Source organism: Alkalispirillum mobile (assembly GCF_003664325.1).
Classification (GTDB): Bacteria; Pseudomonadota; Gammaproteobacteria; order Nitrococcales; family Halorhodospiraceae; genus Alkalilimnicola; species Alkalilimnicola mobilis.
In genome coordinates, this window is the sequence record NZ_RCDA01000001.1 from 577636 (window position 1) to 602894 (window position 25259).

27 protein-coding genes are annotated in these 25259 nt (G+C 55.4%); 4 read left to right on the forward strand and 23 right to left on the reverse strand.

Features of this window, described 5'->3' with window-relative positions; all coding sequences use genetic code 11:
• Position 1: 1 nt before the first annotated feature.
• Both DFR31_RS02705 and DFR31_RS02710 read right to left on the reverse strand, forming a co-directional pair.
• On the reverse strand, positions 2–937 hold the full coding sequence (locus DFR31_RS02705) for a pirin family protein (RefSeq protein WP_121441113.1): 936 nt from the start codon (positions 935–937) through the stop codon (positions 2–4).
• A 382-nt stretch (positions 938–1319) separates the two neighbouring features.
• Positions 1320–2189, reverse strand: coding sequence for a pirin family protein (locus DFR31_RS02710; RefSeq protein ID WP_121441114.1), 870 nt, complete (start codon positions 2187–2189; stop codon positions 1320–1322).
• A 111-nt stretch (positions 2190–2300) separates the two neighbouring features.
• On the opposite strand from DFR31_RS02710, the gene DFR31_RS02715 reads away from it, so the two are divergent.
• Positions 2301–3212: a LysR family transcriptional regulator gene (locus DFR31_RS02715; protein WP_121441115.1), complete on the forward strand. Its 912-nt coding sequence runs from the start codon at positions 2301–2303 to the stop codon at positions 3210–3212.
• Here DFR31_RS02715 and DFR31_RS02720 read toward each other — a convergent pair.
• The 18 genes from DFR31_RS02720 to DFR31_RS02785 form a co-directional block, all read right to left on the reverse strand.
• Positions 3190–3786, reverse strand: coding sequence for an NADPH-dependent FMN reductase (locus tag DFR31_RS02720; protein ID WP_121441116.1), 597 nt, complete (start codon positions 3784–3786; stop codon positions 3190–3192). The two genes, DFR31_RS02715 and DFR31_RS02720, sit on opposite strands and share 23 nt — an antisense overlap.
• Positions 3787–3858: 72 nt before the next feature.
• Positions 3859–4488, reverse strand: coding sequence for an isochorismate family cysteine hydrolase YcaC (gene ycaC / locus DFR31_RS02725; protein WP_121442143.1), 630 nt, complete (start codon positions 4486–4488; stop codon positions 3859–3861).
• Between the two features lie 299 nt (positions 4489–4787).
• Complete coding sequence (locus DFR31_RS02730; RefSeq protein ID WP_121442144.1) at positions 4788–5198, reverse strand: VOC family protein; 411 nt, start codon at positions 5196–5198, stop codon at positions 4788–4790.
• A gap of 128 nt (positions 5199–5326) precedes the next feature.
• Positions 5327–6091: a class I SAM-dependent methyltransferase gene (locus DFR31_RS02735; protein ID WP_121441117.1), complete on the reverse strand. Its 765-nt coding sequence runs from the start codon at positions 6089–6091 to the stop codon at positions 5327–5329.
• A 222-nt stretch (positions 6092–6313) separates the two neighbouring features.
• A complete protein-coding gene (locus DFR31_RS13710) occupies positions 6314–6730 on the reverse strand; it encodes a hypothetical protein (protein WP_147436923.1) in 417 nt (138 codons plus the stop codon).
• Positions 6731–6772: 42 nt separating this feature from the next.
• Positions 6773–7543, reverse strand: a complete 771-nt coding sequence (locus tag DFR31_RS13715; protein ID WP_147436924.1) for a hypothetical protein — start codon at positions 7541–7543, stop codon at positions 6773–6775.
• 89 nt (positions 7544–7632) lie between these two features.
• Positions 7633–8178, reverse strand: coding sequence for a hypothetical protein (locus tag DFR31_RS02740; protein ID WP_121441118.1), 546 nt, complete (start codon positions 8176–8178; stop codon positions 7633–7635).
• A gap of 87 nt (positions 8179–8265) precedes the next feature.
• Positions 8266–9093, reverse strand: coding sequence for an AbiJ-NTD4 domain-containing protein (locus tag DFR31_RS13720; RefSeq protein ID WP_147436925.1), 828 nt, complete (start codon positions 9091–9093; stop codon positions 8266–8268).
• Positions 9094–9196: 103 nt separating this feature from the next.
• Complete coding sequence (locus DFR31_RS13725; protein ID WP_147436926.1) at positions 9197–10180, reverse strand: hypothetical protein; 984 nt, start codon at positions 10178–10180, stop codon at positions 9197–9199.
• Positions 10181–10340: 160 nt separating this feature from the next.
• The gene (locus DFR31_RS02745; RefSeq protein WP_121441119.1) at positions 10341–12050 is read right to left on the reverse strand and encodes a UvrD-helicase domain-containing protein; all 1710 of its coding nucleotides are present in this window, start codon (positions 12048–12050) and stop codon (positions 10341–10343) included.
• A gap of 2 nt (positions 12051–12052) precedes the next feature.
• Positions 12053–13906 (reverse strand): ATP-dependent nuclease, encoded by a 1854-nt coding sequence (locus DFR31_RS02750; protein ID WP_121441120.1) that lies wholly within the window; start codon positions 13904–13906, stop codon positions 12053–12055.
• Between the two features lie 169 nt (positions 13907–14075).
• Positions 14076–14390, reverse strand: a complete 315-nt coding sequence (locus DFR31_RS02755) for a HigA family addiction module antitoxin (RefSeq protein WP_121441121.1) — start codon at positions 14388–14390, stop codon at positions 14076–14078.
• Between the two features lie 14 nt (positions 14391–14404).
• On the reverse strand, positions 14405–14686 hold the full coding sequence (locus DFR31_RS02760) for a type II toxin-antitoxin system RelE/ParE family toxin (RefSeq protein WP_121441122.1): 282 nt from the start codon (positions 14684–14686) through the stop codon (positions 14405–14407).
• A gap of 115 nt (positions 14687–14801) precedes the next feature.
• Positions 14802–15623 (reverse strand): abortive infection system antitoxin AbiGi family protein, encoded by an 822-nt coding sequence (locus DFR31_RS02765; RefSeq protein ID WP_211328222.1) that lies wholly within the window; start codon positions 15621–15623, stop codon positions 14802–14804.
• 70 nt (positions 15624–15693) lie between these two features.
• Positions 15694–16791: a hypothetical protein gene (locus DFR31_RS13910; RefSeq protein ID WP_211328223.1), complete on the reverse strand. Its 1098-nt coding sequence runs from the start codon at positions 16789–16791 to the stop codon at positions 15694–15696.
• Positions 16792–16885: 94 nt separating this feature from the next.
• Positions 16886–17683, reverse strand: coding sequence for a hypothetical protein (locus DFR31_RS02775; protein WP_121441124.1), 798 nt, complete (start codon positions 17681–17683; stop codon positions 16886–16888).
• Between the two features lie 104 nt (positions 17684–17787).
• Positions 17788–18363: a hypothetical protein gene (locus tag DFR31_RS02780; RefSeq protein WP_147436927.1), complete on the reverse strand. Its 576-nt coding sequence runs from the start codon at positions 18361–18363 to the stop codon at positions 17788–17790.
• A 94-nt stretch (positions 18364–18457) separates the two neighbouring features.
• A complete protein-coding gene (locus DFR31_RS02785; protein WP_121441126.1) occupies positions 18458–18688 on the reverse strand; it encodes a hypothetical protein in 231 nt (76 codons plus the stop codon).
• Positions 18689–18874: 186 nt separating this feature from the next.
• Between DFR31_RS02785 and DFR31_RS02790 the strand changes: the two genes are divergently transcribed.
• Complete coding sequence (locus tag DFR31_RS02790; RefSeq protein WP_211328224.1) at positions 18875–19183, forward strand: transposase; 309 nt, start codon at positions 18875–18877, stop codon at positions 19181–19183.
• On the opposite strand, the gene DFR31_RS13730 is transcribed toward DFR31_RS02790, so the two are convergent.
• The 3 genes from DFR31_RS13730 to DFR31_RS02800 all read right to left on the reverse strand — a co-directional run bounded on the left by DFR31_RS13730 (position 19170) and on the right by DFR31_RS02800 (position 20300).
• Positions 19170–19409 (reverse strand): hypothetical protein, encoded by a 240-nt coding sequence (locus DFR31_RS13730; protein ID WP_147436928.1) that lies wholly within the window; start codon positions 19407–19409, stop codon positions 19170–19172. The genes DFR31_RS02790 and DFR31_RS13730 overlap by 14 nt on opposite strands.
• A 71-nt stretch (positions 19410–19480) precedes the next feature.
• On the reverse strand, positions 19481–19978 hold the full coding sequence (locus DFR31_RS13735; protein ID WP_147436929.1) for a hypothetical protein: 498 nt from the start codon (positions 19976–19978) through the stop codon (positions 19481–19483).
• A gap of 1 nt (position 19979) precedes the next feature.
• On the reverse strand, positions 19980–20300 hold the full coding sequence (locus tag DFR31_RS02800; protein ID WP_121441128.1) for a hypothetical protein: 321 nt from the start codon (positions 20298–20300) through the stop codon (positions 19980–19982).
• Between the two features lie 626 nt (positions 20301–20926).
• On the opposite strand from DFR31_RS02800, the gene mfd reads away from it, so the two are divergent.
• Complete coding sequence (mfd, locus tag DFR31_RS02805) at positions 20927–24424, forward strand: transcription-repair coupling factor (protein ID WP_121441129.1); 3498 nt, start codon at positions 20927–20929, stop codon at positions 24422–24424.
• Between the two features lie 121 nt (positions 24425–24545).
• A complete protein-coding gene (locus DFR31_RS02810) occupies positions 24546–25214 on the forward strand; it encodes a peptidoglycan binding protein CsiV (RefSeq protein WP_170153579.1) in 669 nt (222 codons plus the stop codon).
• Positions 25215–25259 lie beyond the last annotated feature (45 nt).

Here is a 25259-nt window from a genome sequence, read left to right on the forward strand (position 1 = left end):
ATCAATCAGGCAGGGGGATATGCTCCTTACGATCTCCGGGAGGAAGATCGAACAAGCCGGCGCCCCAGTTCTCGGCGCGCCACTGCCGCTTGGCCTCTTCAATGCGCTCTCTGGAGGAGGCGACGAAGTTCCACCAGATGTATCGGGGCCCGCCCAGCGTTGCCCCGCCGAGCATCATCAGCCGGGCACCGGCCTCCCCTGCTGCCACGGTGATCGCATCACCGGGCCGGAACACCATCATCTGCCCCGCCTCAAAGCACTGCCCGGCAATGGTCAAGGAGCCTGCAACCACATAGATACCCCGGTCCTCATGCTCATCCGGCAGTGGAAACCGAGCCCCCGGCTGCAATTGCACATCACCGTAGAAGGCCTCTGAATACAGCGTCGCGGGGGCACGTTCGCCGTAGGCGTTGCCGAGGAGCAACTGCACGTGCACCCCATCGCTCTCGATCACCGGCAACTCCGTGCGGTCGTGGTGCTCGAACAGCGGTATCGTCTCCTCATGATCATCGGGCAAGGCCACCCAGGTCTGAATACCGAAGAGGTCGCTTACGCCCTGTCGCGCTGCCGACGAGGTGCGTTCGGAGTGGGTGACACCGCGTCCAGCGACCATCCAGTTCAGCGCCCCCGGGTAGATGACCTGGTCCGTTCCCAGACTGTCGCGATGGTGCAGGTCGCCGCTGTAGAGATAGGTGACGGTGCCGAGGCCGATGTGGGGATGGGGCCGGACATCGATGCCCTGGCCGGTCAGAAACTCCGCAGGGCCCATCTGATCGAAGAAGATGAACGGGCCGACCATCTGTCGCTTCGGCGCCGGCAGTGCGCGGCGCACCTCAAAGCCGCCAAGATCCCGCGCCCGCGGGACGATCAAGGTTTCAATGGCGTCCACGCCGATCTCGTCCGGGCAACCGGGCGCCAGTGCTGGATTCCAACTCATACGTAACTCCTCCGGTGAACAGCGTGACTCCTCCGGGGAACGGCGTGACTCCTCCAGGGAACGGCGCGGCCGCAGCGGCCCGCTCCCACCGTCACTGCGAGGAGGCGCAGCCGACGTGGCAGTCCATGCCGGCGTGTGGATCGCCACGGGCCTCCGGCCCTCGCGACGACGGGGAAGGCACAACGACCTTCGCGACAACGGGAAGGCGCAACGGCCCTCCCCGGTCGGGGTGCCTGTCACCCGATGCACAGGTCGAGGCGTCCATCACCCGATGCACTAAGTCTAGCTGGCCCTGGCTGATGGACAGCCCTGCCAACCCCATGCGGGATACGCCAGAGAAACCCGCCCCAACCATGCGGTCACGGATCAGGGCGGGACAGCACTACGGCGACTTGTTGGCGATCAGCCGGCCGCGGCGAAAATCATCCAGTGCACGCTGGATCTCGTGCTGGTAATTCATGACAAACGGGCCGTAGCCGGCTACCGGCTCTTCGATCGGCTCACCGCTTAGCACCAGCAGCCGGGCGTGGTTATTCGCCGCCAGCACTACCCTGCCGCCGTCGCGTTCGAGAATCACCAGATCAGCGTCGCGGGCGATGGCGGCGTCATTCACCTGAACCGTGCCCTCCAGCACCACCACGGCGGCGGGCCAGCCCTCCGGCAGGGTCAAGGCCGTCTGGCCGTCACGGTCAAGCCGCACGTCCCATACCTGCATGGGCGTGTGGGTCCGGGCGGGGCCGGTATGCCCATCGAGCTCCCCGGCAATCACCCGCACCACGCCGGCATCGTTTGCCAGCGGCACATTGGGGATGTCGGCCGCTCGGATGGCCTGGTAGCCCGGCTCCGCATCCTTGTCGCGGGCCGGCAGGTTCACCCAGAGCTGCACCATCTGCAGGGGGCCGCCAGCACGGGTGAACGCCTCGGAGTGGAACTCCTCGTGAAGGATGCCGGCGCCGGCCGTCATCCACTGCACATCGCCCGGCCCGATGACGCCGCCCGCGCCGGTGGAATCGCGATGCGCCACCTCCCCCTGGTAGACAATGGTGACCGTCTCGAACCCCTTGTGCGGGTGCTCGCCCACGCCCCGGCGCTGCTCGGAGGGCTCGAAGGTCACCGGGCCGGCATAATCCAGGAGCAAAAAGGGGTCCAGCGCCCGGCCGTGGTTGTCGTAGGAGAACAGGGAACGCACGGGAAACCCATTCCCCACCCAGTGGGGGTGAGGCGCGGAGTGGACACTGTGAATGGCCTGCATGAGAACCTCCTGCGTGTAGGATCGAACATCGTGGCCGAAGGATAGATGCAGGACAATCACGCCAGTAGCCCTTAGAATTGCACCAGTGCGTTCACCAAAGGGAACGATGGCGTGGACTACGACCTCAATGATCTCTACTTCTTCGTCCAGGTGGTGGACCGAGGCGGCTTCGCCCCTGCCGGCCGCGCCCTGGGAATCCCCAAATCGCGTCTCAGCCGCCGCATTGCCCTGCTGGAAGAACGCCTCGGCATTCGCCTGATCCACCGGACAACCCGGCAGTTCACGGTTACCCCCATCGGCGAAACCTACTATCGGCACTGCAAGGCCATGCTGGTAGAGGCCGAGGCTGCCGAAGAGGCCGTGGAAACCACCCGCTCTGAGCCTCGCGGGACCGTGCGGATGAGTTGCCCCGTGGCCCTGCTGCAGTCGTACGTGGGTGACATGCTGGCCGACTTCATGGGGCAACATCCATTGGTCAACGTCATGCTGGACGCCACCAATCGCCGGGTGGACGTGGTTGGCGAAGGGATCGACGTGGCAATCCGGGTGCGCCCGCCGCCGCTGGAGGACAGCGACCTTGTGATGCGCGTGTTGGCGGACCGGGATCAGTGCCTTCTCGCGAGTCCGGGATTGGTGGAACAACGAGGTGGCGAGCCGTCAGAACCAGGGGATCTCGCAACCTGGCCCACGCTCGGGCTCGGGACCCCGCAGGAGGCGTTCGTCTGGCACCTTTTCGGCCCGGAAGACAAACCCGCCTCCGTGCCCCATGTGCCAAGACTGATTACCACCGACATGAGCGCGCTCAGGAAGGCGGCGGTCGCAGGCATCGGCGTGGTGCAGCTCCCCCGTATGATGGTCCGCCCGGAACTCGACGCAGGCCACCTTGTGCCGGTGTTGCCACAGTGGACACCGCGGCGAGAGATCGTGCATGTGGTGTTCCCGTCACGGCGGGGTCTGCTGCCCGCCGTCCGGGCATTGATCGATCATCTTGCCGACGCGTTCAACGCCCTGCAGGAGGATTGAGCCGGTCCAGCGTCTCCACCAACCGATGACAGATCTGGTCCAGGCGCTCACGGGCCCCTGAATCGGCCAGTTCGCCATCATCGGTGAATGCCTTTGCGGCCCCGGGTACCGCAAGCTGATCCGGCAGGACCGTTACGCCCAGGTTGGTCAACAACTGCCGGGCCAACGCCAGGCTACGCATGCCACCGAGCCCCCCAGGCGAGGCGGAGAGCACGCAGCCTACTCTGTTCCGGAACAGGGCCAGGCCGTCCTGGTCACCGTCCGGACGCGACAGCCAGTCCAGCGTGTTTTTCAGCAACGGGGTGATGAAGCCGTTGTATTCCGGCGAGACCACGATCAGCCCGGAGTGCTCCGCGAGCACGTCCTTGAGGTGTCTGGCAGGGGCCGGAATGCCCTGCTCGCGCTCCAGATCGCCGTCGTAGAGCGGTATCGGATAGTCGCGCAGGTCAATAAAGGTCGCCTGCCCGCCGGCCGCCTCGACACGCCCCGCAGCGAGCCGCGCAAGGCGCTTGTTGAAGGAGCCGGATCTCGCGCTACCGGCGAAGACCAGAATTCGATTGGGGAGTTGATCCATTTATCACCATTGGCTTCGAAGCGAGAAACAAGCGGCCACGCACGCCATCGCGCCCGTGGCCGCATCACCGGTTCAACCAGACGCCTTGGCAAAGTAGCTCGTCATCAGGTTCCGGTAGTTGGGAATGTGGTTGGAGAACAGCTGACCGAGGCCTTCAATGTCGTTGCGCCAATCGCGGTGGAGCTCACACGCCATCGCGAACCAGCTCATCAGTTGCACCCCCGCTTGCTGCATGCGATGCCATGCAGCCTCACGCGTGACCTCATTGAAGGTACCGGAGGCATCGGTGACCACGAACACATCATAACCCTCCTCCAAGGCACTGAGCGCCGGGAATGCAACGCAGACTTCCGTGACCACACCGGCGATGATGAGCTGCTTCTTGCCGGTTGCCTTGACAGCGTTCACGAAGTCTTCGTTGTCCCAGGCATTGATGTTGCCGGGCCGCGCGATATACGGCGCATTTGGGAAGGTCTCCTTGAGTTCCGGGACCAGCGGGCCATTGGGCCCGTCTTCGAAGCTCGTCGTCAGGATCGTCGGTAGGTTGAAGTAGTCCCCGCAGGCCGCAGTGGCGAGGACGTTGTTTTTGAACTCACCGGGTGAGAAGTCCTGCACCAGCGAGATCAGCCCCGACTGGTGGTCAACGAGCAGCAGGGCGGCGTCGTCGCGGTTTAAACGTCTGTACTGGAATGGGTCACTCATGGTGGTCTCCAATGCTGATGGTCTGGTGCCCGAATCGCGACCACCTGCCCGTCACGCCAAGGCGGCGCCTGTCTGGCCGGGCCAGTGATCCGACCGGTTGCGGTTTCGCCAAATCGAGTGCGGCATAGGCACTCTCAAGGCCAAGACGACTGCCATTCGCTCAGTCGCACGGAAAGCCTAGCCTTGCCGCGATACGTTGCGTAGATATGAAGGGGAGACACACTGTTCTGGTCTCGGAACGACGCCTATCTGCCGAGCGCCGCATGGCGGATAAGTGCTTAGATGATGTGTATAGGCGCTCACTCATGAAGCCATGGCGCATAGCTCAGTCCCACCAATACACCTTCGGGACTCATGAACCGTGCCACTGTTTGCCCCCACGGTTCAGTACGAGCTTCGTGGATGAACGCCTGCCCATTCTCTTTCATTTCTTCTACTGCCGCCTCCACAGCAGCGGCATCCGCCAGCTCGAACTCAATCGTGGCTGTGGGCTCAGGAACATTTTCAGGCCATTCATCCTGCCCAAAACAGGACTGGGCGGCCATTGAGAGGGGCCATACACCAAAATGGTTCGCTCCAGGAAATTTATCCATGAAACGATACTCGTCCATCGTCTCCAGCGGCAGACCCAGCGCATCCTGATAGAGGGCCGCACTTGCTGCTGGGTCTTTTGTTATTGAAGCAAAACCGGCGATACACTTGATTTCCATCTCATCCTCCATAACTCATAGCGCCTAACGCAAAGCTGAGGTAGAAGCCCGGCGACCGGTTTTGGTTACCGTCTTTGATCCCGGTAAGCGCGCCCTGCTTGAGCGCCCCGGCCACCTTGAACCCGGCTTCAAAAGGGGCGGCGCGCCACGAAGAACTCATAGCCGTAGAACTCTGAATAGCGGCGGTGCATCTCGGGCTCCTCGGCGAGTTGGTCCAAGATGGCCGAGGCTTCAACATCGTTGGCATACTTGTCGCGCAGTTCCGAAATACGAGCCTCCATGGGCGTGTAGAACTCGTCCCACCAGGCTTCATCAGGCAACGGGAAGTGCCCGATGAGTTCGAATACACAGTCTTTTATCGCTGTCACATCGTCGTCCAGCCACCCCATGGTTGGATAGTCCAGGTCGAAACTCGCTTTGACCACGGCAGGCGGGTTCTCCCTGCACCAGACCGCGTCGGTAAACGCAAGGTATCCGCCCGGGCGCAGTAAGCCGTAGCAGACGTTGAGGGCGTTCCGGAGGCCGATGCTGTAAAGCGCACCCTCCGACCAGATGAGATCGAAACTTCCAAGCGGTTGTGCTGGACGGGCCATATCTCCGACGACCGCGCTGACGCGCTGCGAAAGCCTGCGCTCCGCAATAGCCGCCTGAAGCCGTTCGATGCTCGGCGCGTGGCTATCGATTGCCAGAATGGACCCCGACGTCAGTTCGGCAAGCTGCAGCGTCTGTCCGCCGACACCGCAGCCCAAGTCGAGGATCCTGGGGCACTGCGGCAGGTCGTGGCAAAGGGCAAGCGCTCTGGCGGCGCTGGTTCGGTTGCCGGGGCCCTGACGGGGCAGGTCCAGATAAACCTCGAAGAAAATATCCCAAAAGCGAAGGCTGGGTTTGTTCATGGATGATCCAGTCTGTCATTACGTCGAATGCCCTGGACTTGCCGAGGGGCGGAATCCAAACCACTACAAACAAGAATTGCACTACGGTCTTTTGGGATACTCGCAGTAGGATCACGGCAACCCTGTGGCCCGACAGTGCATAACGCCGCCAGCACGCGCGGCTACGAAATGGAGGCGCAGCCGCAATGTAGTAGCCGTCGCTGTGACTGGCATGGTTATGTTTCATTTGAGCGCCAAACACACGCCTAGGATGCCCAATCCGACACTTATTACTGACAGCCATGTTGCAAGACGGACCACTACTTGAGGATGTCCAGTGCTTGCCCGAAACTTCCCCCAGAATCCATTCGCTTCTGAAACTTCAAGGTCATGATCCTGCTTGGTAGCAATTCCACCAAGCCGATTCCGGTACCAACCATTTACTACCATCGTACTATCGCTTTGACAGATACTCACTCGCGGAGTTTGGTTGTACTCCTTGATGAAATTTTCGTCTATTTCCAGAGCTTCGCAGTACACCACTTTGTTATTCGCCCTATTACGAATCTTGACGATTGAGCGTGGAGCGAACTTATGCTGGCTGAGCCATACCCAGCCTTCATTCATGTCTTCACGAGTGGCGGCTAGAACTTTGAACACTGCTTACCCTCTAGAAACATAACGTCAAAAGCAGGGGCGTGTTTACACGTCCCACTGCCTTTTTTTGTTAAAAATTCGTCTGACACGGTAGCGGATGGTTGTAAGATTAAACCAGAATTCCGCCCATTTTGTCTTGAGTGGCTTATTTAGTTCGCGATACTCGTGTCGTATTATCAGAAGAATGCCAAGATAAGGGTCTTCAATTGGTTCTTCTATAGGCTCGCATGCGGACTCGTTTACGCGCCTTAACGAAACGTACTCATTGCGTACCTTTTCAGGGCTTAGAAACCTCATTTTCTCCCAGCACTCCACAACTGGAGCGCTAAAGTAAGATAGGTTGTGTGTGACGTGATCAACAAGACGATTAAATCGTTCAGCGAACTCTTGATTATCAAGATTGAATACCGGAGATCTGTTTTCCATGGTCTCAACGAAAGAATCTACATGCTTTTCACGTTGGTGTTTGTGGTATTCATCACTTACCTTTCTTCGGTATTCCCGTTTCGCCTCTTCTGATTCAACGCCCTCTGGATAGTCAATATTAAATCCATACATCTGCTCCAGCCAATGAGAGCTCTCGTATTCATTGACTGCCTTTTCTAAAAACTTATCTTCCGACCTGTATGGCTCTTCTATCTTCTTTTTGTAGTTGTAAACTAGAAGGTCTGATGCATCATGGTAAACCTTATCGTAGACTCTGGCACGCTCAATTCTGCTTGCCTTTCGAGAACTATGGATTGTAAATAAAAGCCCACCAAGAGAAACCAAAAGGCTCCCCAGGGAAATGGAAATTGCTATCTCTGATTTATCCATAAAATCTCAACCACAAGAAATTTTTAACCGCCAGCCATCAGCCGCGCGAGGTACGAGCGTCGGCTGGATGGCCTTGTTGGGCTTGGCCGTCACTTAACCTTCCTCAGTCGCCGCATAATCTCGTCAAAGATCTCTTCTCGACGGGACGCCTTTTGCGCGTCAAGACAATGCTCGAAGAACGACTCTGCAAAGGTATCAATCAAACCTATGCCATCGGTCATATATTCGAAGGTCGTTAGTCCGATGTATTCATCGACCAGATCAGTCACTCTTTTAGGGAGGTATATAGCACTTCGATCCTTGAGTTCCACGATCTTGGGCCTTCTCTCCATCAGTCTGTCAATAATCTGTCTTAATGAACCATGGAGATTTTCATGTTGGCCGAAATACTGGGCAGCCTCATGAGGCCCAGCCAAGTGCCCAAAACTCCGATCATACTGTTCTCGCGCGAATTTTCTGTCTCGATAGTCCTCCTGCATTAGGACGGACAATTCTTCCGCAAGTTCGTGCGTCTTCTTGATTCGGACATCGTCGATCTTTGACTTCTTACCTACAAAATACCCGACAACAGCGGTAAGCAAACCGAACACACCCGTCACTATCTGCGGTAATGCTTTAGAAATTTCTTCGATCATAGAGTCAGCTTGCCTGCCCAACGCAGAGCGCAGCGGCGACCTTGACGTAGCGAAGCGGAGACAAGGGCGTTCGTGTGCCGCGTTTTGTTATGTTGCTTTCGCATGTTTAGCCTTAAGGTAATTAATGAAGGCTGCGCAGGATACTAGAAAATATTTTGCATCATTCGCGTCTATTGTAGAGCCTTCGAGTATCCTGTGGCGAATGCCGTCAGCATCACTGGTGTACCCATAAAGCGCAGAAAACCCTTGTTTCAATGCACCGTGGAGTTGGTTCTCCCTCTCAAGGACTTTTAAGGCATCCCCGAGAGTAGCCTTGCTGTTGCTTGTCAGTGTACAAGCCAAGCTTTCTACGGCAGAAATGGACTCTTTTATTGAGTTTCGAAAATCAGGATGATCACGGTTCGATAGGTGCATCAGAGCTTGCTTCAGATGGGTTTCGACGCCGTCAAAAGGTCCAGGTCCGAGAGCTTCTTCCAAGGATTCTCGTTCAACTTCCTCCGAAATGGGGGTCACGAGCCCATCAATCACCCTATAGCCAGAAAGCTCTGCTTCTAGAACGGAATTTATATCTCTGGAAAGCGCGGGACGACCATCGATAGATAAAACAAATTCAATAAAATCAAAAACCTCATGCCATATCCTGCTAAAAAAATGGCCCCTGATCTCATCCATTATTTGAAATTCGTACTCTGGAATAGAGTCAAGAGGCTTCTTGAAGTACCCAAACCACAGTTTTCGACTGAAGGTGTAAATTTCGGCGTTTCGAATGTGAGAGACAGGGTTCAGAAAGCCCCTTGATGACCAGATATGGATATCAAGAACGTTCCATAGGGAGTTCTGAAGTTCCTCGCTCATCCCTTCAGTTTGGATAACCGAATTAACCGGTGCCAATCCCATTCGCTGGCTGAATTTCAATTAAACCTCCCAAACATAACGCTTTGCTCACTGGTAAATTGCGAGCGCAGCGAGTAATTTATCCGCGTGCAGCAACTTGTTATACCTCTTCCCAAAGCGTGCCTCAGTATCTTTTAACTTCAACATTATCGTTTTCTATACGCACAGAAAACCTATGGCAATAACTAGGTTTAACTAATGACGACGAAAAAATTGCATAATCATTTACATCTTCAAACTCGTAGTAAAAGGTAACTGATCCTATTTTGTTTTGTTGGGCCATTTTTATAAGGCTGTTTTTCAGCTCAGATAACTCTTTTTTCTTATTTCTACTCTGATTGATGGCATCAAAGTAAAAAATAAAACATTTCTCTATTATTTTACCTTCCAGTTCTGATCCAATCTCATCCGTCATTGAATTAGGGATGACAAAGTTAAACATAGAGTTCTTGCTGGTTGCCTCTGTGACAACATTAAAAACGTTAAAGTAAATCAGGGTGTCACAATCTTCGTTTGATACTTTGTAGAGGGTGTCACTCAGACCTGTGTGAGAACCATTTGTAGGCCGGGTGTGGGGGTTTTCAGTGTACCCAACATATTCAACATTACTGCTTATTCCTAAGTTTATATTCGAACCATCAAGAAAGTCATGAATAGATGCAGTCGTAAGGTCACCTTTTGAGTCCGTTATAGTTATGTATTTATCAGTTAAATCAATCTTTGGGTTAGAAAACTTGTCTAGCCCTCTGTCGAAAAACTTGCAACAAATACTTTTTTTCTTTTCTTTCTTGCCTACTAAGATATGAATTTTTACTTTTTTGGTAAAGGGATTGAAAGAAGGCTTCTTTTTAGTATTAAATCTAACCTTTGTTCTAGAACAAATAAAATACACAAATCGCTTTTCCAAGCTTTTCTCTACAGCTTCCTTTACTCCTTTCAGATAATCGACAATCAGCTTTCGTGTATCGAAGTATTCTGCGACCTCATTAGGGTTGACCACCAAGTCATACCAGTATTTGTGAAACCTCTGGAGCTCTACTGTCCATTTTTTATCTGCTTCAGCATAGGCTTCGTTATCTGATATTGAAGAAAACATTCCTCTGTTCAAATTTTACTCCTATGAGGTATAACGTCTTGGCTTTGCGGCGTACCGGAGCGGGAGCGGAGGTGCGTCCGACAACAGCCATTTATTATACGGCACGTCGAGTATCCGGCTATCCGATGGCGTCCAGACGTGAACAGTGTCACCTCTGATAAAACTCCCCTCATCATTGGTCTGTCAATGGATGTGCGTTTGTTTGGCGCACGATAATAACATTGGTGCGCGCTCTTGTGATGGCAACACGAAGTAGACGCCGGCTACGTTCAAACGGGGGTTGTTCGCGACCGGGATCAAAGAACAAACCAGCGTATGCACCCTCCACTATCACAACGCCATCAAATTCCTTGCCTTTTGACTTGTGCATTGACATCAGCATGCAACCGCTAGGCTCTTGATCAGCAGCAATGAGCCTCTCATGCTCAAGAGTCCGAGACACCAGCTGTGTGGCGCCTTCGTAATTGCCTTTTGTGAGCCAAAGATCAGCTAGGCCCCCGCCAATCGTATCAGTCGCGCGAAAAAGGCGAACGAGACGCGACTGGCGGTACAACTCCTCAAGATGGGAAACTTTTTGGAGCAGTCCGCGGGCTGCCCGCCAGTCCGCAATGGGATCCCCTTTGAACTCCAGCCCTTGCTCTGCAGCAGCGAGCAGCTCTTTTCCAGCATTGTTACGAGGCGTGCTCCCTTCACGTACTTTCTCTGCCGCAGTCTTAAACTTGCGGACATTGGCTGTAGCTGCCTGCGACGGTGAGGTAGCGTTTTTGAGTTCATAGTAGTTGGCAATCGCTTCGAGAGTCATAGTAACCGGAAGCTCCGCACCACTATCCGACCATTCCATGATTGACGCAACGACTGCCCCGGCAGCGGCCGATAACTCTGCATCCCAGACAACACTGTGATCGATAGGGGGCAAATCTGTTCCGTTATACTGGTGGGGTTCGCTAAGTATTCCTGATATCTGCTCCACAAGTCGATTCGACCTTGCAAGGACGGCAACAGAAGGGCTCGCTATACCCTGCCTTCGTAACTTACTTAAGGTCCACAATACAGCAGCATGAACAGTGGACGAGAAAGCATTCGGCCAGCAGTGCACAAGCTTTACATCGTCAACGTCCGGCAGAGGATAAAGATTTCGTAGCACGGCATCAGCGTAGCGTAGAATGCCACCATGTGGACTCCGATGGTTATCTCGCCCCAGGTCGAAAGTTCGGGGGGCTACATCGTCCTGAAGAGATTCAATCCGGCGGGGATCGATGTCATCGCGGTAATCAAAAATCCGCTGGTCGCGATCAGCTAAACAAAAAACACATGCCACTGAAGCGAGCTCTTTAACAATACGCCATTGCTCATCATCCGTATCCTGGAATTCATCGACAATGATGGTTGGATAACAACTCCCCAGAAGGTCACGGAGTCTCGAAGACCGCTCAATTAGGTCAGCAACTCCACGCGCCAAAAGATCAAAGCAATAGCGCGCCTGATCTAGCGCGAGATGTTGCCGCTCTTCATCCCAATCACCTTCAAAACGCGCTTTTTCCAGCCTCTCTTGAGTTGGAAACAATATAGTAATTGGGCGTCCCGTTAGAAGTTTGCCATGGCTCTGCAGCAGCTCTAGGCAAAATGCATGATAAGTCTTAACCTCAATCGCGCGTCGTTCTTCTGCTGTCAGCAGCGCTTGGCACCCTTTGAGCACCTGACGAACTGCAGCACGGGAGAAACTTAAAAATAGAAGCTTCTGGCCCGGCTGTAAGTGTGGAAATAACGATTTTGCTTTTAAGAGGGCGATTGTCGTCTTACCAGCACCCGGACCACCTAATACCAGAATGTGGCCTTCGGCATCTAGTATGGCCTCGCGCTGCTCATCCAGTTCTATTGGCATGATCAAACTGCATTGACTTTGGGAACTTCGCTTTCACCGTCGCCGTTCTGAGGTGGAGTCGCGGCCGCATGACTCAGGAAAGCATGCACGGTGTCGAGAATTGTAACAATCGTCTCCGGCAGTTCGGCTTCGGTCAAACATTCAGCGATCAACAGCGCAGCATAAGGCTGGTTGTCGCCTTTTCGCACTTTTAGAACAGCTCTTGTATTTCTTTTGATATCCTCGTCACTCATGCCATCCTCGATCGTACCTTTATTCACCGGATAGTCATCACGATTCTTGGCCGACTCTAGGAACCTGCGTAATGTAGTCACCGGCATCTCACCAATCAGCACATCCTCTATACCCTTTTCCGGAGATTCCCACACTTGGTTAAAATCGGCGAGCCGTGCTGCTACCACTTCGTCGGGCTCGTGTTCCTGCTTGTCATAAAAAGCAAATGCCGGCTTTCCAAGTGTTTTGAAAAAAGGTCCGAATGGTGGCACCTCCCTGTCGCTACCGGCGTTGAAGATGCTCACGCCCGAAAGATCGATGTGTTCATACGCTTCTCCGCGGAAACGCTCAAGCAGTTCCGATGTTACCGGGAGCAGCGCGGCTTCGGTGGCGCCTTCAACGACGATAACGGCACGACTCAGAATTGCTTCGGCCATCTGGCGCCGCTCACGGCGAAATTTTTTAAGTTTTATATCGCCCAAAGTGACGTTCCGGCTTGAAAGTGCTCCCGCGTCGTCTCGATTGAGAGCGACTATCTGATCCGGCTCGAACTGCTCAATGATATAGGGTGAATGAGATGTAACTATCGCCTGCCCCATTTCCGATAGAACAAACCGCCCGACACGTCGTTGGGTATGTGGCGGCAGCGCAATCTCAGGCTCTTCCATCGCGAAGATCACTGATTGCTGCCCTTTTAAGTCGGCAATGAAGGTCAGAAGTGCAAATACAAGCATATTGACCGACCCAGTACCCAGTTTCTGGAAGGGAAGCGGGTGCGCCGCTGGCTGCGCTGCCAGAAACAGGCTGACAACATCCCTCAAATGATCTCTTGTCAGGTCGGAAGCAAAGAAAGCTGTCGCCTCGTCCCCGGCTGACAGGTTAACGAAACGCGCCAGGCGTTTGCGTATCTCTTCACGTATTTCTTTGAGCTGTTCGATTTCCCCGATTGCTGGATCAAGGCTTCGAAGCTCAGTTAGTGTCTTCTCCCACATCTCGGACATACCGTTGTCGCTAAGCCGCAGAACTGTATCTAGAAGGGAGCCACGCTGAAGGCTAAGTGCCCGCGACCCTGTCCTCAGGGTACGGAGAAAGATGAAGCCACATAGCCGCTTCTGGTCCCGACCGAATACTTTCCGACCACCACCGAGCTTTTGTTCAGATGGGTCTTCCTCGTCACTTTGTTCAACAGGATGATCGAAGAAAGTATTGCCTATAAAGTCGTCCTCATCTCGTTCATATCGACCTACAAAGACTATAGGCAATGCCCAGACTGTACCTTCCGCATCTGCCGCTTCCGGCCCCTCATCCATGTCGTCTACGAATTGCCCGCTCGGATCGTGCCAGCGCCTCAAATGACGATGAAACCGCCTTTCAGCTTCCTCGGAGAGGTCAGTCAGAAGAACTCGAATAACGATTTCTACTGGCTCATTCGTTTCGGACAAATAATGTCCGCTATGAAAATCATGCTCGTCGATCACCGGGCGTCGGAAAAGACGCTCGGGGCCAAGAGTTAAATCCAAGGATTCGCAGACAGTCGATTTACCAATGTTATTTCCCCCGACGAGCAAGGTGTGGCCTTGAAAGTCGACCTGACCGCTGCTGACACCCCGGAAATTGTTTATGTTCAATCGTCGAACCTGCATCGAATTATCTCCTTAAATAGCGCCGGGGTGACTCCGGCATACCACATCAAGCGATCGCAATTGTGCTCTGCGTGGAAATCGGGCATGAGTGAAGTGCCGTATAACGCCGCCATCACCGGTGGCAAATCCGCAGCGAAGCGGAGGGTTTGGCATCCGGTGCATGGCTTGGTTATGCAGCATTTAGCGGCTTGATCCGATCTACTTCCTCCTTGACCGACTGGGATGCCGTCCAAAGATCAACGGATCTCTGTGCATTCAGCCAGAACTCCGGAGAGTTACCAAACAAGCGAGCAAGTCGGAGCGCCATTTCAGGACTGACAGCACGGCGCTCGCGCAGCAACTCATTGACTGACTGGCGAGACACACCCAGAGACTCTGCCAACCCCGCAACGGTCAGGCCATAGTCCGGTAGGAAATCCTCTCTCAGCATTTCGCCAGGGTGAGTCGGCTTGCGCTGCATGCCTGATGTATTAGGTATAGCCATTGTTATCACCTCACTCAGTGGTAGTCACACACTTCGACCTCATACGCATCACCATCCTCAAATCGAAAGCAAATGCGCCACTGATCGTTTATTGAAATCGCGTGTTGTCCCTGCCTGTTTCCCGATAGCGCGTGAAGGCGATTACCGGGCGGCGCCTTCAAATCCTCCAACCGTTCAGCCAGGTTGACATATTCGAGCTTTCTGGCGGCTCGCGGCGTGACATCCGCAGGAAATTTCTTTGACTTACCTTTGGAGTAGAGCTCCTGAGTTCGTTTATCCGCGAAAGTTTTGATCATGAAGTATAGTGTAGCGCGTCACGTGACGCGTGTCCACTGGAGTTCGTCACTGCATAACGCTCAGCTGAGCGGCCGCGCGGTTAGCGCGGTCCCGCTCAAGCGCCGTGTTAAATGATTAATGCTCAATCAGATCTTCCCAGCAAACAATGGATACCGTACTAGGCAGGTCAGTTTCGGAAAGATATTCCTCATACAAATTTCGGCCTTTACTATTTCTCGGAAGGACGATCATTGCTATATCTTCTACGGAGAAGCTGAACGGCGAAGTGCTTCGCCACTCTCTTTCGCAATATATTGAGTCAAATTCATCTGACTCGAATGTCTTTATGAACGCCAAGAATTTCTCATAACTTTCCCGAACCTGGTCGTGCCCCCAATCAATTTCATCTAACTGGTTTGCAACGTCATCTATGTCCGCTTGATCGGACAAATCGTCTAAATGACTTTTTGCCCAAAATGGGTCTATGTCATCTAAAGCAGAATATCCTTCGTAAATAGCATTGGATAAATGCGAGTGCTCCAATGAATACATGACTGGGTTAAATCCAGCTTTAACTACAGCATCTCGGTGGAACCCAATCGCTATTCGTCCATATCGCGTCGAATGATAACTCAAATGTTGAATTGGTATGTCCGCTATGCAGCAAACGTTACTGGATTTTACAACCACGGGAACATTTACCTCGGTTATAAATTCCTTGATTTTTCGGTCATATTTTCGCTTTTTTGCGATTACAACTTTAAACAGTTCTTGATATGCGCCAACTCGTAATTCTTTAGTTGCAATAATACTTCTGAGCGCGTCAAATGCGCCTTCTTCTGGCTTTAACTCTTTTCCTTGCTTATTCCTCTGATCATCCCAAAGTGGGCCACCAGTAAAATGCCATAATATTTTCGATACTGTTCCAGGTGCTCTGCTCATTGCCAACTTCTTCATTTAACGCCCGGCTCACGCGCCGGTGTGGAGCCGCGAAGCGGCGGAAAATCGGTCGCCGTGCAGCCGTTTGTTAAATTTCTTTTCCACGCAGGATCTTCATGTATGATGTTTGTGAATTACGGTTTTCCCAAGTCGCCTTAATGTGCTTCACAAGGTTAGGAATATCGTCTTCTAATGTAGACTTCCATAAATTTGGGTTGTAGTCGTATACTCGAAGTAAATTATCAACATCGAATATTTGCCCTGTACCTTTTGCTCGTATAAGAGCAACTGGCTTGTCATGAGCCATTCTCACACCCAATTCGAATAAAACATTTGGGTTGTGATCCGACAAATCGGCTATAACGAGATCCGCATCTAGAAGGTCATTTACAATCGTCGAGTGAATTATATCGCTTCCATCTTTCCTAGCAGTTTCAACCTTAAAACCCGCCTCTACGCCTGCCGGAGTTATAAGATTTCTAAGAACCTCACGATAAAATCCATCCGGGTATTTTCCGGTCTTCTCACTAAATGGCATTGCAACAAATGCGACTGTCAGTTCTCCTACTGATTTTTGAGGAGAGCCAGTTACCACTAAGTGATCACGTTTCGCTGGATCGACTACCTCAATTTGTCTTTCACTGCTCTTAGAGAATTTATTTATGAATTCTAGGTTCGCTTGGTAAAGATTATAAAAGTCTTCGTGAAACTCTGGCTCTAAGCCAAATGTACCTTGAAGTGTATTTCCAAGGTACTTCATCTCCGGCAGATCTCCGCCGCTATAATATGAGTAAACCTTCTGGAAGAGATCTACTTTAAAAAACGCTTTCTCTAAAGCAAGGTGTTCTTCGGCAGGATTTGGAGCGAAGAGAAATTCATTTCCAAGATTCGTCAAACCAATTTCGGCAGATCTGCTGGTTCCTTCGGTCAGGCCATAGTCTCTAGAACTAGCAGATAAATAGTAGAATTTATTGGCCTTGGCTCCAACGCCAAGCACCTTTGCTAGTTCAGCTGGTGCCCACGGATTGCTTCCATTATATTCCTTCAAAGCTTGGGGGATCGCTAACGCGTCTTCCAAGGTATTAACTGGGATGGGTCTGGGCGCACTTCCTCTCGACTTTTTCTTTCCACCGCCGTTGGTAGTGGTGGCTGAGTCAGCATTTTTGTCTTCAGTTTCGTCCGTCAAGTTGACCTCCCAACTCTTTCTTGAAATTTAACGTTAAGCGTAACCGGCCGGCTTTGGAGCGCAGCGGAAAAGCCGGTCCGCGTTGACGCTTTTGTTAGAACCAATCTGCGACACGGCTAAATAGACCCACTGAAATCGCTACCATTACAATGAGAGACCAGACCCAATGCTCCCGTATTACCTCAACAAGTATTTTTGGGTGCGCAGCATATCTCTCAAGCCAACTTGCATTGGTTTTTATTGAACCATCGGCAGTGCGCTCGAATATATTTGCCAAAATATCAACTTTCCTCAGGGTTGACTGATGCAGCTTCACGTATTCTTTGTCTTCAAAGGCCTTTGCTTCCTCAGCCCCGGACAGAAATCCTCTGTCGGTGATCCTATTTTTATCAATGAGTTTCTGTAACCGCGGATGCTCAATGTAGCCCAGCCCATAAATACTCACTAGGGCTCTTGCCAAATCAAATTTCCTATCTTCAAGAATTACAACCGGGTCTCCACCCAGAACTCTGAATCGATGCTCCAAAGCAGCAAACCCATAATTTATATCTCTCATGTTCCAGTGGACCCAGTTAAAGTGCTGATGAGTTCTCGCGAAATCGAAGAACTCCTCAAGCATCTCCTTTTCAAGGTCATCATATTTGTTATGTATCTCGTCAAAGGGAATTCGTTGCTGCTCAGCAACCTTGTGGATGGAAAATGACTCTGTCTGGCCGGATGCTAGATTCCTTACCGCGATAGAAGTGACCCTGGGCGTCCTTCCATCTTCAGTGTCGTAGAAGCTTTCGCAGGAGTAGTGAACAATCAAGCTAGAATTCGACTGCTCCCAAATGCCATCCAATTTTTTCTGGGTAGCCTTCCTTCGTCGGATACGCTTAAGTTCTCGGCTCACGTTTCCCTCGTCATTTTCGTTCTAACGCTGCCAACACGCGCAGCTTTGTAGTGGAGGCGAAGCCGCAACGGAAAAGCTGTCGCCGTGATTGGCCTTGTTAGCCATTAATCCAGATCCTTGATCTGACGCCATGTACGCGCACCGACGGTTGTCAGTGAGTTAAAAGCAATGTTCTTGACCAACGCATAGCGCTTGTCATGTATTTGAGATAGCTGCTGCGACTTGCGGCTGAAACACTTAAGGAGAATTTTTTGCTTCACTGCTAGGGCACGTTTGAGCTTCTTCTGATCTGGCTTTTCAGGATTCAAAAGTAGGCTTATGTGATGAATTTCTTGCATAACAACAAATGAATATTCGTCCAGAGTCTGCTGTAGCTGAGCTGGGTTACCCGCCCGTTTCAAAAAGCTGTATTGCATGTCCAAGTGCGTGTAGAGTTTAGAGAGCCTTTCACGAACATCTTGCAGCCAGCGCAGACGCTCAGTAGCCACTATATTTGCTCGTAACTTTTTCTCTTCGATCTCATTCGCTCTCTTGGCTCTCTTCGATTCCGTAAAGTACTGCAAAATCCCTGTCACTATTGCACCAGATATTGCCGCTGTTGCCGCAATAACAGCTACCCACAAATTTGTATTCGTGGATGTGTTATCCGCAATTTGTTGAAGAAGCTCGATTTCTGTCATTTCTCTCTCTGGCTAACGCCGCCAACACGCGCGGCTTTGTAGTGGAGGCGCAGCCGAAACAAAAAAGCTGTCGCCGTGCTTGGCGTTGTTATAGCTATTTGTTGGGATATGGATCATCCGGCGCATCACCTTGCCCTGACAATATCTTCCAGCATTTTTTAGGATGAGGCTTGTTTTTAATATTGGGGCATGGCGGGAGTGAGGTTTTTGACTGATTGGAGTACTGCCGCCCACAATCTGCGCACTCATAAGTACCTGCGGACACGTCACTGCCATAAGGTACACAATCCTTTTTCTCTTCATTTAGAAAATCTGCAATTTTCATCGTTTCTCCTAGCTCATTTCGATTGCTTTAACGCCAACGCCCGGCTTACGCGCCAGTTTGGCGCCGCAAAGCGGCGGAAGATCGGTCACTGTGCAGTAATGGGATGGACTCCTCCCGCCCTCTTATCCGGCATCGGAGTGCCATGCTGGAACTGGTGCCTTCAGCAACGAGGAACAGGAGGAGCCCATGTCCACCAATATGACCATCGCCGTCGACCTGGCCAAATCCTTCTTCGAGGTCGCCATCTCCGACGGACACGGCAGGATCATCGAGCGCGAGCGCCTGAGCCGGTCCCGATTCCAGCGCTTCTTCCAGAACCGGGAAGTTGCCACCGTGGTCATGGAAGCCTGCGGCACGGCTCACTACTGGGGGCGCGAGCTTTCCCGGCTCGGATTCACCGTGCGCTTGCTGTCCGCGCAGTACGTGCGCTCCTACCGGCGACGCAACAAGCCATCCAGGGGTTGCAACCCATTGGGCAGACTCAGGTGGCGTTGACACAGCATGACACCCCACCACGGTTGCGCAGAGAGTGCATGATCATGGCGAATGAGGTCGGCCCCGCATCGGAGAAAGCCGGTAGCAATGGCGGCACCACGATGCCGTTGGCAGCGATTGGCTTCCGGTGCGCGGATTCCATGAAGGCCAGGAGCACCACGCTCCACCAACAGGCCGAATATACGATCGCAACCGACTCGCTATTCGCCTCGATCACCAATGCCATCTCTGCCTACTTGCGGGAGGAGTCTATATACCCTTGGTTACGCTATTGTCAACATATCCTTTTGATTTCCATTATATATCTTTAACCACCTTCATAATAGCCTCAAACTCCAAAAAGTCTGAGTCTAACTTCACAATTTTTCCGTTATCCCCGATTACGAAAATATACGACTTTTTGTTGTCTCCGGAATACACGATAGAATATTCACCTGAAGACCATTTTTTAACATCCCGACCTTCGACAAAAGACTCTTGCATTAACTTTATATTATCTTGGTCGCATTCAGGATTATCGTTATCGAAGAAAACACCTTTAAAGAAGGTGCTGGCTGGACACCCATAGTTAATGGTTTTATCTTCGGTCATATCTGAAAAAGCCAAAAACCTCTTACCCAACTCATCCCCGTATCTAAATATCAGAATGTTTAGATTGCCTCCTGCGTCACCTATTACAGAGAAGTTCCCGGGAACTTTAAATTTTAGCCCAGAATAAACAAGCTCAACATTTGTGTTTGCAAATGCGCTGACACAAAAAAATGAAAAAAAGAACAATAACACTGACTTTTTCATTTTAAATTCCCTTTAGCGCCATTGTTATTTCAGATTTATAGCTTGTGCTAATTTGCACTTTGCAAACATGGTAAACTGAAGCATCCCCAGAAACTATATTCTTTCCTATTTTTGCAACCTGTTTAACTATATATGAAATTCCCGGCTTGCCACCACTGGGTCTTGGAACGAGATCCATTGATGCAGAACAAGACTGAGCTTCAGAGATTGCCGTGTAAACTACCTCAGCAGATCTCTCATTTACCGACTGAGGCGACGCTGTTCCGTCCCCCCAAAAATAATTTATGGCTGCAGAGATGTGCTCCCTATCATAGCAATCCATGCCCAAATCTCCCTTTGGTCTTGATATATGGATAATGCCCTCGCGGACTGCTCAGAAACCACCAAGATATGGTGACTCCCGCCAGAGAATAACAGCTAAGCATTTATCCGCCCGTGCTCAGCATGGCGGATAAATGTCTGTTGGACTGAGCCGCCGCGCCGCAAGGCACGGTCCACGCGGTTCACACGATATAGTGGGGAAAGTATCACCGACCCAGGGGTCGGGCGGCGCCTGGCGGCGCCCTTTTGGCAAGCGGGCCGTCGTCCCTGGATGCACATGATGGGTCTCCCTGGCGCAGTCTGTGATCCCGTTCCTTCGATACTGCAGCATCGCCCGATGAATTCCAACCGTTCGGCCGCACGCCGCTAAGCCTACGCTTTCCAGACGCGCTCAGCGCCCCGCCCGGTACCAGCTTCGGCCGTCATGCGTGCGTGCTGGATTGCTTCGCTACGCTCGCAATGACTGGATAGGGTGCGGTCTGCGCGGTGCATCACAGTCAGCCCCCTGAGACCTATCCTTACCCCTCTTGCCCTGCAGTTTCAAGGTAACCCCAAGCACCCCCACCTTTGCCCCCGCTCCCTCCCCCGCTAAAATAGCGGCCCGCTTTCCCAACCTGCCGTGACTGCATGCCCGAGAAACACGCCTCACCGCTGACACCGCCCCTCCCCGCCAAGGCGGGCAACCGCGAGCACTGGTACGGCCTGCATGGGGCCACCGGCGCGCTGGCGCTGGCCCAGGCGGCCCGGCAGCACCAGGGGCTGGTGGTAGCCGTTACCGACAGCCCGCAGCAGGCCGCGCGGCTGGACACCGAGTTGCGCTTCTTCCTGGGCGATGCGGCCCGGGGCGATACCCCGGTCTTCAGTTTCCCCGACTGGGAGACGCTGCCCTACGATGTCTTCTCGCCCCACCAGGACATCATCTCCGAGCGCCTCTCCGCCCTCTACCGCCTGCCGCGCACGGGCGCCGGGGTGCTGATCGTGCCGGTGAACACGCTGATGCAGCGTCTGGCGCCGGTGAGTTGGCTGGAAGGTCAGGGGCTGCTGCTGGGGGTGGGCGACCGGCTGGACCTGGACGCCATGCGCGAGCGTCTGGAGCAGGCCGGGTATCGCTGCGTCTCCGAGGTGGGCGAGCATGGCGAGTTCGCGGTGCGCGGCGCCCTGCTCGATCTCTTCCCCATGGGTGCGACCCAGCCGGTGCGCATCGACCTGTTCGATGATGAGGTGGAAACCCTGCGCCACTTCGACCCGGACACCCAGCGCACCACCGAGAAGATCGACCGCATCGAGCTGCTGCCCGCTCGCGAGTTCCCCACCGACGAGGCGGGCATCACTCAGTTCCGGGGCGCCTGGCGTGCCGCCTTCGAGGGCGACCCGTCCCGCAGTCTGGTCTACCGCGAGGTGAGCGCCGGCCACCTGCCGGCGGGCATCGAGTACTACCTGCCGCTCTTCTTCGAGCAGACGGCCACCCTGTTCGACTACCTGCCCCGGGGCGCGCTGATCGCCCGACTGGGCGAGTCGGACACCCAGGCCGACACCTACTGGACGCAGGTGCGCAACCGCTACGAGCAGCGCCGCCACGACCTGGAGCGGCCGCTGCTCGCCCCCGACCGGCTCTTCCTCAGCCCGGACGACCTGCGCGAGCGCTTCAATACCCTGCCCCAGGTGGTGCTGCACGCCGACGCTCCGGCGCCGGAGGCCCCCCGCCCCCGCGATGTGGTCTTCCAGACCGAGCCGCTGCCGGATCTGCGTAACCGGCCCCAGGCAGACCACCCGCTGGAGCGGCTCACCAATTATCTGTCGGGTTACACCGGCCGGGTGCTCTTCATTGCCGAGACCACCGGCCACCGCGAGGCGCTGCTCGAACGGCTGCAGAAGCACCGCATCCGTCCCCAGGCCTGCGACTGGGAGGGCTTCGTCACCGGCGATATGCCCATCGGCGTGGCCGTGGCCCCGGTGGAGCACGGCGCGCAGGTCGGCCAGCCGGCCATGGCGCTGATCACCGAGGACGCCATCTACGGCGATCGGGCCCAGCAGCGCCGCCGGCGCCGCGCCGGGGCGGTACGCGACCCCGAGACCATCATCCGCGACCTCACCGATCTGGCCATCGGCGCCCCGGTGGTCCACGAGGACCACGGCGTGGGCCGCTACATGGGGCTGCAGACCCTGGAGGCTGGCGGCCTGACCACCGAGTTCCTGACGCTGGAGTACGCCAAGGGCGACAAGCTCTACGTGCCGGTCAGCTCGCTGCACCTTATCTCCCGCTACACCGGCGCCGAGGGCGACGCGGTGCCGCTGCACCAACTCGGCAGCGACAAGTGGGAGAAGGCGAAAAAGCGCGCCGCCAAGCGCGCCCGCGACGCCGCCGCCGAGCTGCTGGACATCTACGCCCGCCGCGCCGCCCGCGAGGGCCACGTCTACGAGTGGCGCGACGAGGACTACCAGGCCTTCGCCGACGGCTTCCCCTTCGAGGAGACCCCGGACCAGGAGAGCGCCATCGCCGCCGTCGAGGCGGACATGCGCTCGTCCCGCCCCATGGACCGGGTGGTCTGCGGTGACGTGGGCTTCGGCAAGACGGAGGTGGCCATGCGCGCCGCCTTCATGGGCATTCAGGACGGCCGCCAGGTGGCGGTGATGGTGCCCACCACCCTGCTCGCCCAGCAGCACTTCCAGAACTTCCGCGACCGCTTCTCCGACTGGCCGGTGCGGGTCGAGGTGCTCTCGCGCTTTCGCAGCACCAAGGAGACCAACGCGGTGCTGCGGGACCTGGCCGACGGCAAGGTGGATATCGTCATCGGCACCCACAAGCTGCTGCAGGACTCGGTCAAGTACAAGGACCTGGGGCTGGTGATCATCGACGAGGAGCACCGCTTCGGCGTCCGCCAGAAGGAGAAGCTGAAGAAGCTGCGCGCCGAGGTGGACATCCTCACCCTCACCGCCACGCCCATCCCGCGCACGCTCAACATGTCGCTGGCGGGCATCCGTGATCTCTCCATCATCGCCACGCCCCCGGCCCGGCGGCTGGCGGTGAAGACCTTCGTCAACCAGTGGGATCCGGCCATCATCCAGGAGGCCTGCCAGCGCGAGCTCAAGCGCGGCGGGCAGATCTACTTCCTGCACAACGACCTGGACTCCATCGACCGCATCGCCCGCGACCTGGAGGAGATGGTGCCCGACGCCCGGGTGGACGTGGCCCACGGCCAGATGCCCGAGCGGGACCTGGAACGCGTGATGCTCGACTTCTACCACCAGCGTTTCAACATCCTGGTCTGCTCCACCATTATCGAGTCGGGCATCGACGTGCCCACTGCCAACACCATCCTGATCAACCGGGCCGACAAGCTGGGGCTGGCGCAGTTGCACCAATTGCGCGGGCGGGTGGGCCGCTCCCACCACCGGGCCTACGCCTACCTGATCGCGCCCCCGGAGAAGGCGATGACGGCGGACGCGAAGAAGCGCCTGGAGGCCATCTCCAGCCTGGAGGAGCTGGGGGTGGGCTTCGCCCTGGCCAGCCACGACCTGGAGATCCGTGGTGCGGGCGAGCTGCTGGGCGAGGAGCAGAGCGGCCAGATCAGCGAGGTGGGCTTCAACCTCTATACCGAGCTGCTGGACCGTGCCGTGAAGGCGCTGCAGAGCGGCGAGGAGCCGGCCCTGGACGAGCCCATGCACCGGGGCGCCGAGGTGGACCTGCGCATCCCCGCGCTCATGCCCGAAGACTACCTGCCCGACGTGCACACCCGCCTGGTGATGTACAAGCGCATTGCCAATGCCCGCAATGAGGCGGAGCTGGACGAGCTGCAGGTGGAGATGATCGACCGCTTCGGCCTGCTGCCCGACCCCACCCGCAACCTGTTCCGGGTGACGGCGCTGAAGCTGCGGGCGGACGCGCTGGGCATCGAGAAGGTGGACGGGCTGGCCTCGGGTATCACCCTGCACTTTGGCAGCAAGCCGAAGATCGACCCGGAGGCGCTGATCGGGCTGATCCAGTCCAGCCCCGAGACCTACCGGCTGCAGGGGCAGGAGAAGCTGCAGTACCGCAAGCACTTGCCCGAGGCGGACGACCGCATTGCCGCCGTGAGCGAGCTGCTGCAGGCGCTGGCCCCCTCCCGGCAGCCCGCAAAGGCCTGACGTGCCGCCCCGCCTGCCGGTGCCGCTGCGGCGCGCGATCGGCAGGGCCGGGGCAGCAATGGGCAGGCGCTTGTGTCATAGTAATCGCGCCAGATTCATTCACGGACCGAGCCCTCGACGCATGCCAAAACGCCGTCACCACGCCACCACTCACACCCGACGCCGCCTGGCCCTGCCCGGGCTGCTGCTCGCCCTGATGGCCCTGCTGGGTGGGGCCGGCCTCGCCCTGCCCGGGGCGGTGGCCGCGCAGCAGGCCTACAACGTGGAGATGATCATCTTCCGGCAGTTCGAGGCGCGGGGTGACGACGCCGAAGCGTGGCCGCTGACCGTGACCCCGCCGCAGTTCAGTCGGGTTCAGCAATTGGGGGGCGGCGACTTCCGGCGGTTGTCCGGCGACCAACTCCGGCTGCATGGGGCCCGACAGCGACTGCAGCAGTCCGACGCCTACGACCCTCTCCTGCATATCGGCTGGCGCCAGGAAGGGCTGCCGCGCAACCGCTCCGTGGCCATCGGCATCCCGCCGGGCTGGACGCCGCCGGAGGATGCGGATAACTGGGACGCCTCCCTGGAGCCGGCACAGCTTTACGGCCTGGTGCGTGTGTACCGGGAGCGTTTCCTGCACGCGGTGGTGGACCTGCGCTACCGGCGCAGCGTCGATGATCGCGACACGGTCCTGCCCACCGGGGCCGTGCATGCGCTGCAGGAGAGCCGCCGCATGCGCAGCGAGGAGCTTCACTACCTGGACCACCCCGCGCTGGGCGTGCTGATCGAGATCCGCCCGGTGGACTGAACCCGGGTGGACTGAACCCGGGTTGGCCTAGGGTCTGGTGGACTG

What these genes read in the sequence shown, in the direction of transcription:
- DFR31_RS02810 (WP_170153579.1), top strand. Translation starts at nt 24,546, where the DNA reads ATGCCAAAACGCCGTCACCACGCCACCACTCACACCCGACGCCGCCTG.
- DFR31_RS02745 (WP_121441119.1), bottom strand. Translation starts at nt 12,050, where the DNA reads ATGCCAATAGAACTGGATGAGCAGCGCGAGGCCATACTAGATGCCGAA.
- DFR31_RS02765 (WP_211328222.1), bottom strand. Translation starts at nt 15,623, where the DNA reads ATGAAGAAGTTGGCAATGAGCAGAGCACCTGGAACAGTATCGAAAATA.
- DFR31_RS02755 (WP_121441121.1), bottom strand. Translation starts at nt 14,390, where the DNA reads ATGGCTATACCTAATACATCAGGCATGCAGCGCAAGCCGACTCACCCT.
- DFR31_RS02735 (WP_121441117.1), bottom strand. Translation starts at nt 6,091, where the DNA reads ATGAACAAACCCAGCCTTCGCTTTTGGGATATTTTCTTCGAGGTTTAT.
- DFR31_RS02705 (WP_121441113.1), bottom strand. Translation starts at nt 937, where the DNA reads ATGAGTTGGAATCCAGCACTGGCGCCCGGTTGCCCGGACGAGATCGGC.
- DFR31_RS13715 (WP_147436924.1), bottom strand. Translation starts at nt 7,543, where the DNA reads ATGGATAAATCAGAGATAGCAATTTCCATTTCCCTGGGGAGCCTTTTG.
- ycaC (WP_121442143.1), bottom strand. Translation starts at nt 4,488, where the DNA reads ATGAGTGACCCATTCCAGTACAGACGTTTAAACCGCGACGACGCCGCC.
- DFR31_RS02760 (WP_121441122.1), bottom strand. Translation starts at nt 14,686, where the DNA reads ATGATCAAAACTTTCGCGGATAAACGAACTCAGGAGCTCTACTCCAAA.
- DFR31_RS02720 (WP_121441116.1), bottom strand. Translation starts at nt 3,786, where the DNA reads ATGGATCAACTCCCCAATCGAATTCTGGTCTTCGCCGGTAGCGCGAGA.
- DFR31_RS02750 (WP_121441120.1), bottom strand. Translation starts at nt 13,906, where the DNA reads ATGCAGGTTCGACGATTGAACATAAACAATTTCCGGGGTGTCAGCAGC.
- DFR31_RS13730 (WP_147436928.1), bottom strand. Translation starts at nt 19,409, where the DNA reads ATGGCATTGGTGATCGAGGCGAATAGCGAGTCGGTTGCGATCGTATAT.
- mfd (WP_121441129.1), top strand. Translation starts at nt 20,927, where the DNA reads ATGCCCGAGAAACACGCCTCACCGCTGACACCGCCCCTCCCCGCCAAG.
- DFR31_RS02800 (WP_121441128.1), bottom strand. Translation starts at nt 20,300, where the DNA reads ATGGATTGCTATGATAGGGAGCACATCTCTGCAGCCATAAATTATTTT.
- DFR31_RS02780 (WP_147436927.1), bottom strand. Translation starts at nt 18,363, where the DNA reads ATGACAGAAATCGAGCTTCTTCAACAAATTGCGGATAACACATCCACG.
- DFR31_RS02740 (WP_121441118.1), bottom strand. Translation starts at nt 8,178, where the DNA reads ATGATCGAAGAAATTTCTAAAGCATTACCGCAGATAGTGACGGGTGTG.
- DFR31_RS02730 (WP_121442144.1), bottom strand. Translation starts at nt 5,198, where the DNA reads ATGGAAATCAAGTGTATCGCCGGTTTTGCTTCAATAACAAAAGACCCA.
- DFR31_RS02710 (WP_121441114.1), bottom strand. Translation starts at nt 2,189, where the DNA reads ATGCAGGCCATTCACAGTGTCCACTCCGCGCCTCACCCCCACTGGGTG.
- DFR31_RS02785 (WP_121441126.1), bottom strand. Translation starts at nt 18,688, where the DNA reads ATGAAAATTGCAGATTTTCTAAATGAAGAGAAAAAGGATTGTGTACCT.
- DFR31_RS13735 (WP_147436929.1), bottom strand. Translation starts at nt 19,978, where the DNA reads ATGAAAAAGTCAGTGTTATTGTTCTTTTTTTCATTTTTTTGTGTCAGC.
- DFR31_RS02790 (WP_211328224.1), top strand. Translation starts at nt 18,875, where the DNA reads ATGTCCACCAATATGACCATCGCCGTCGACCTGGCCAAATCCTTCTTC.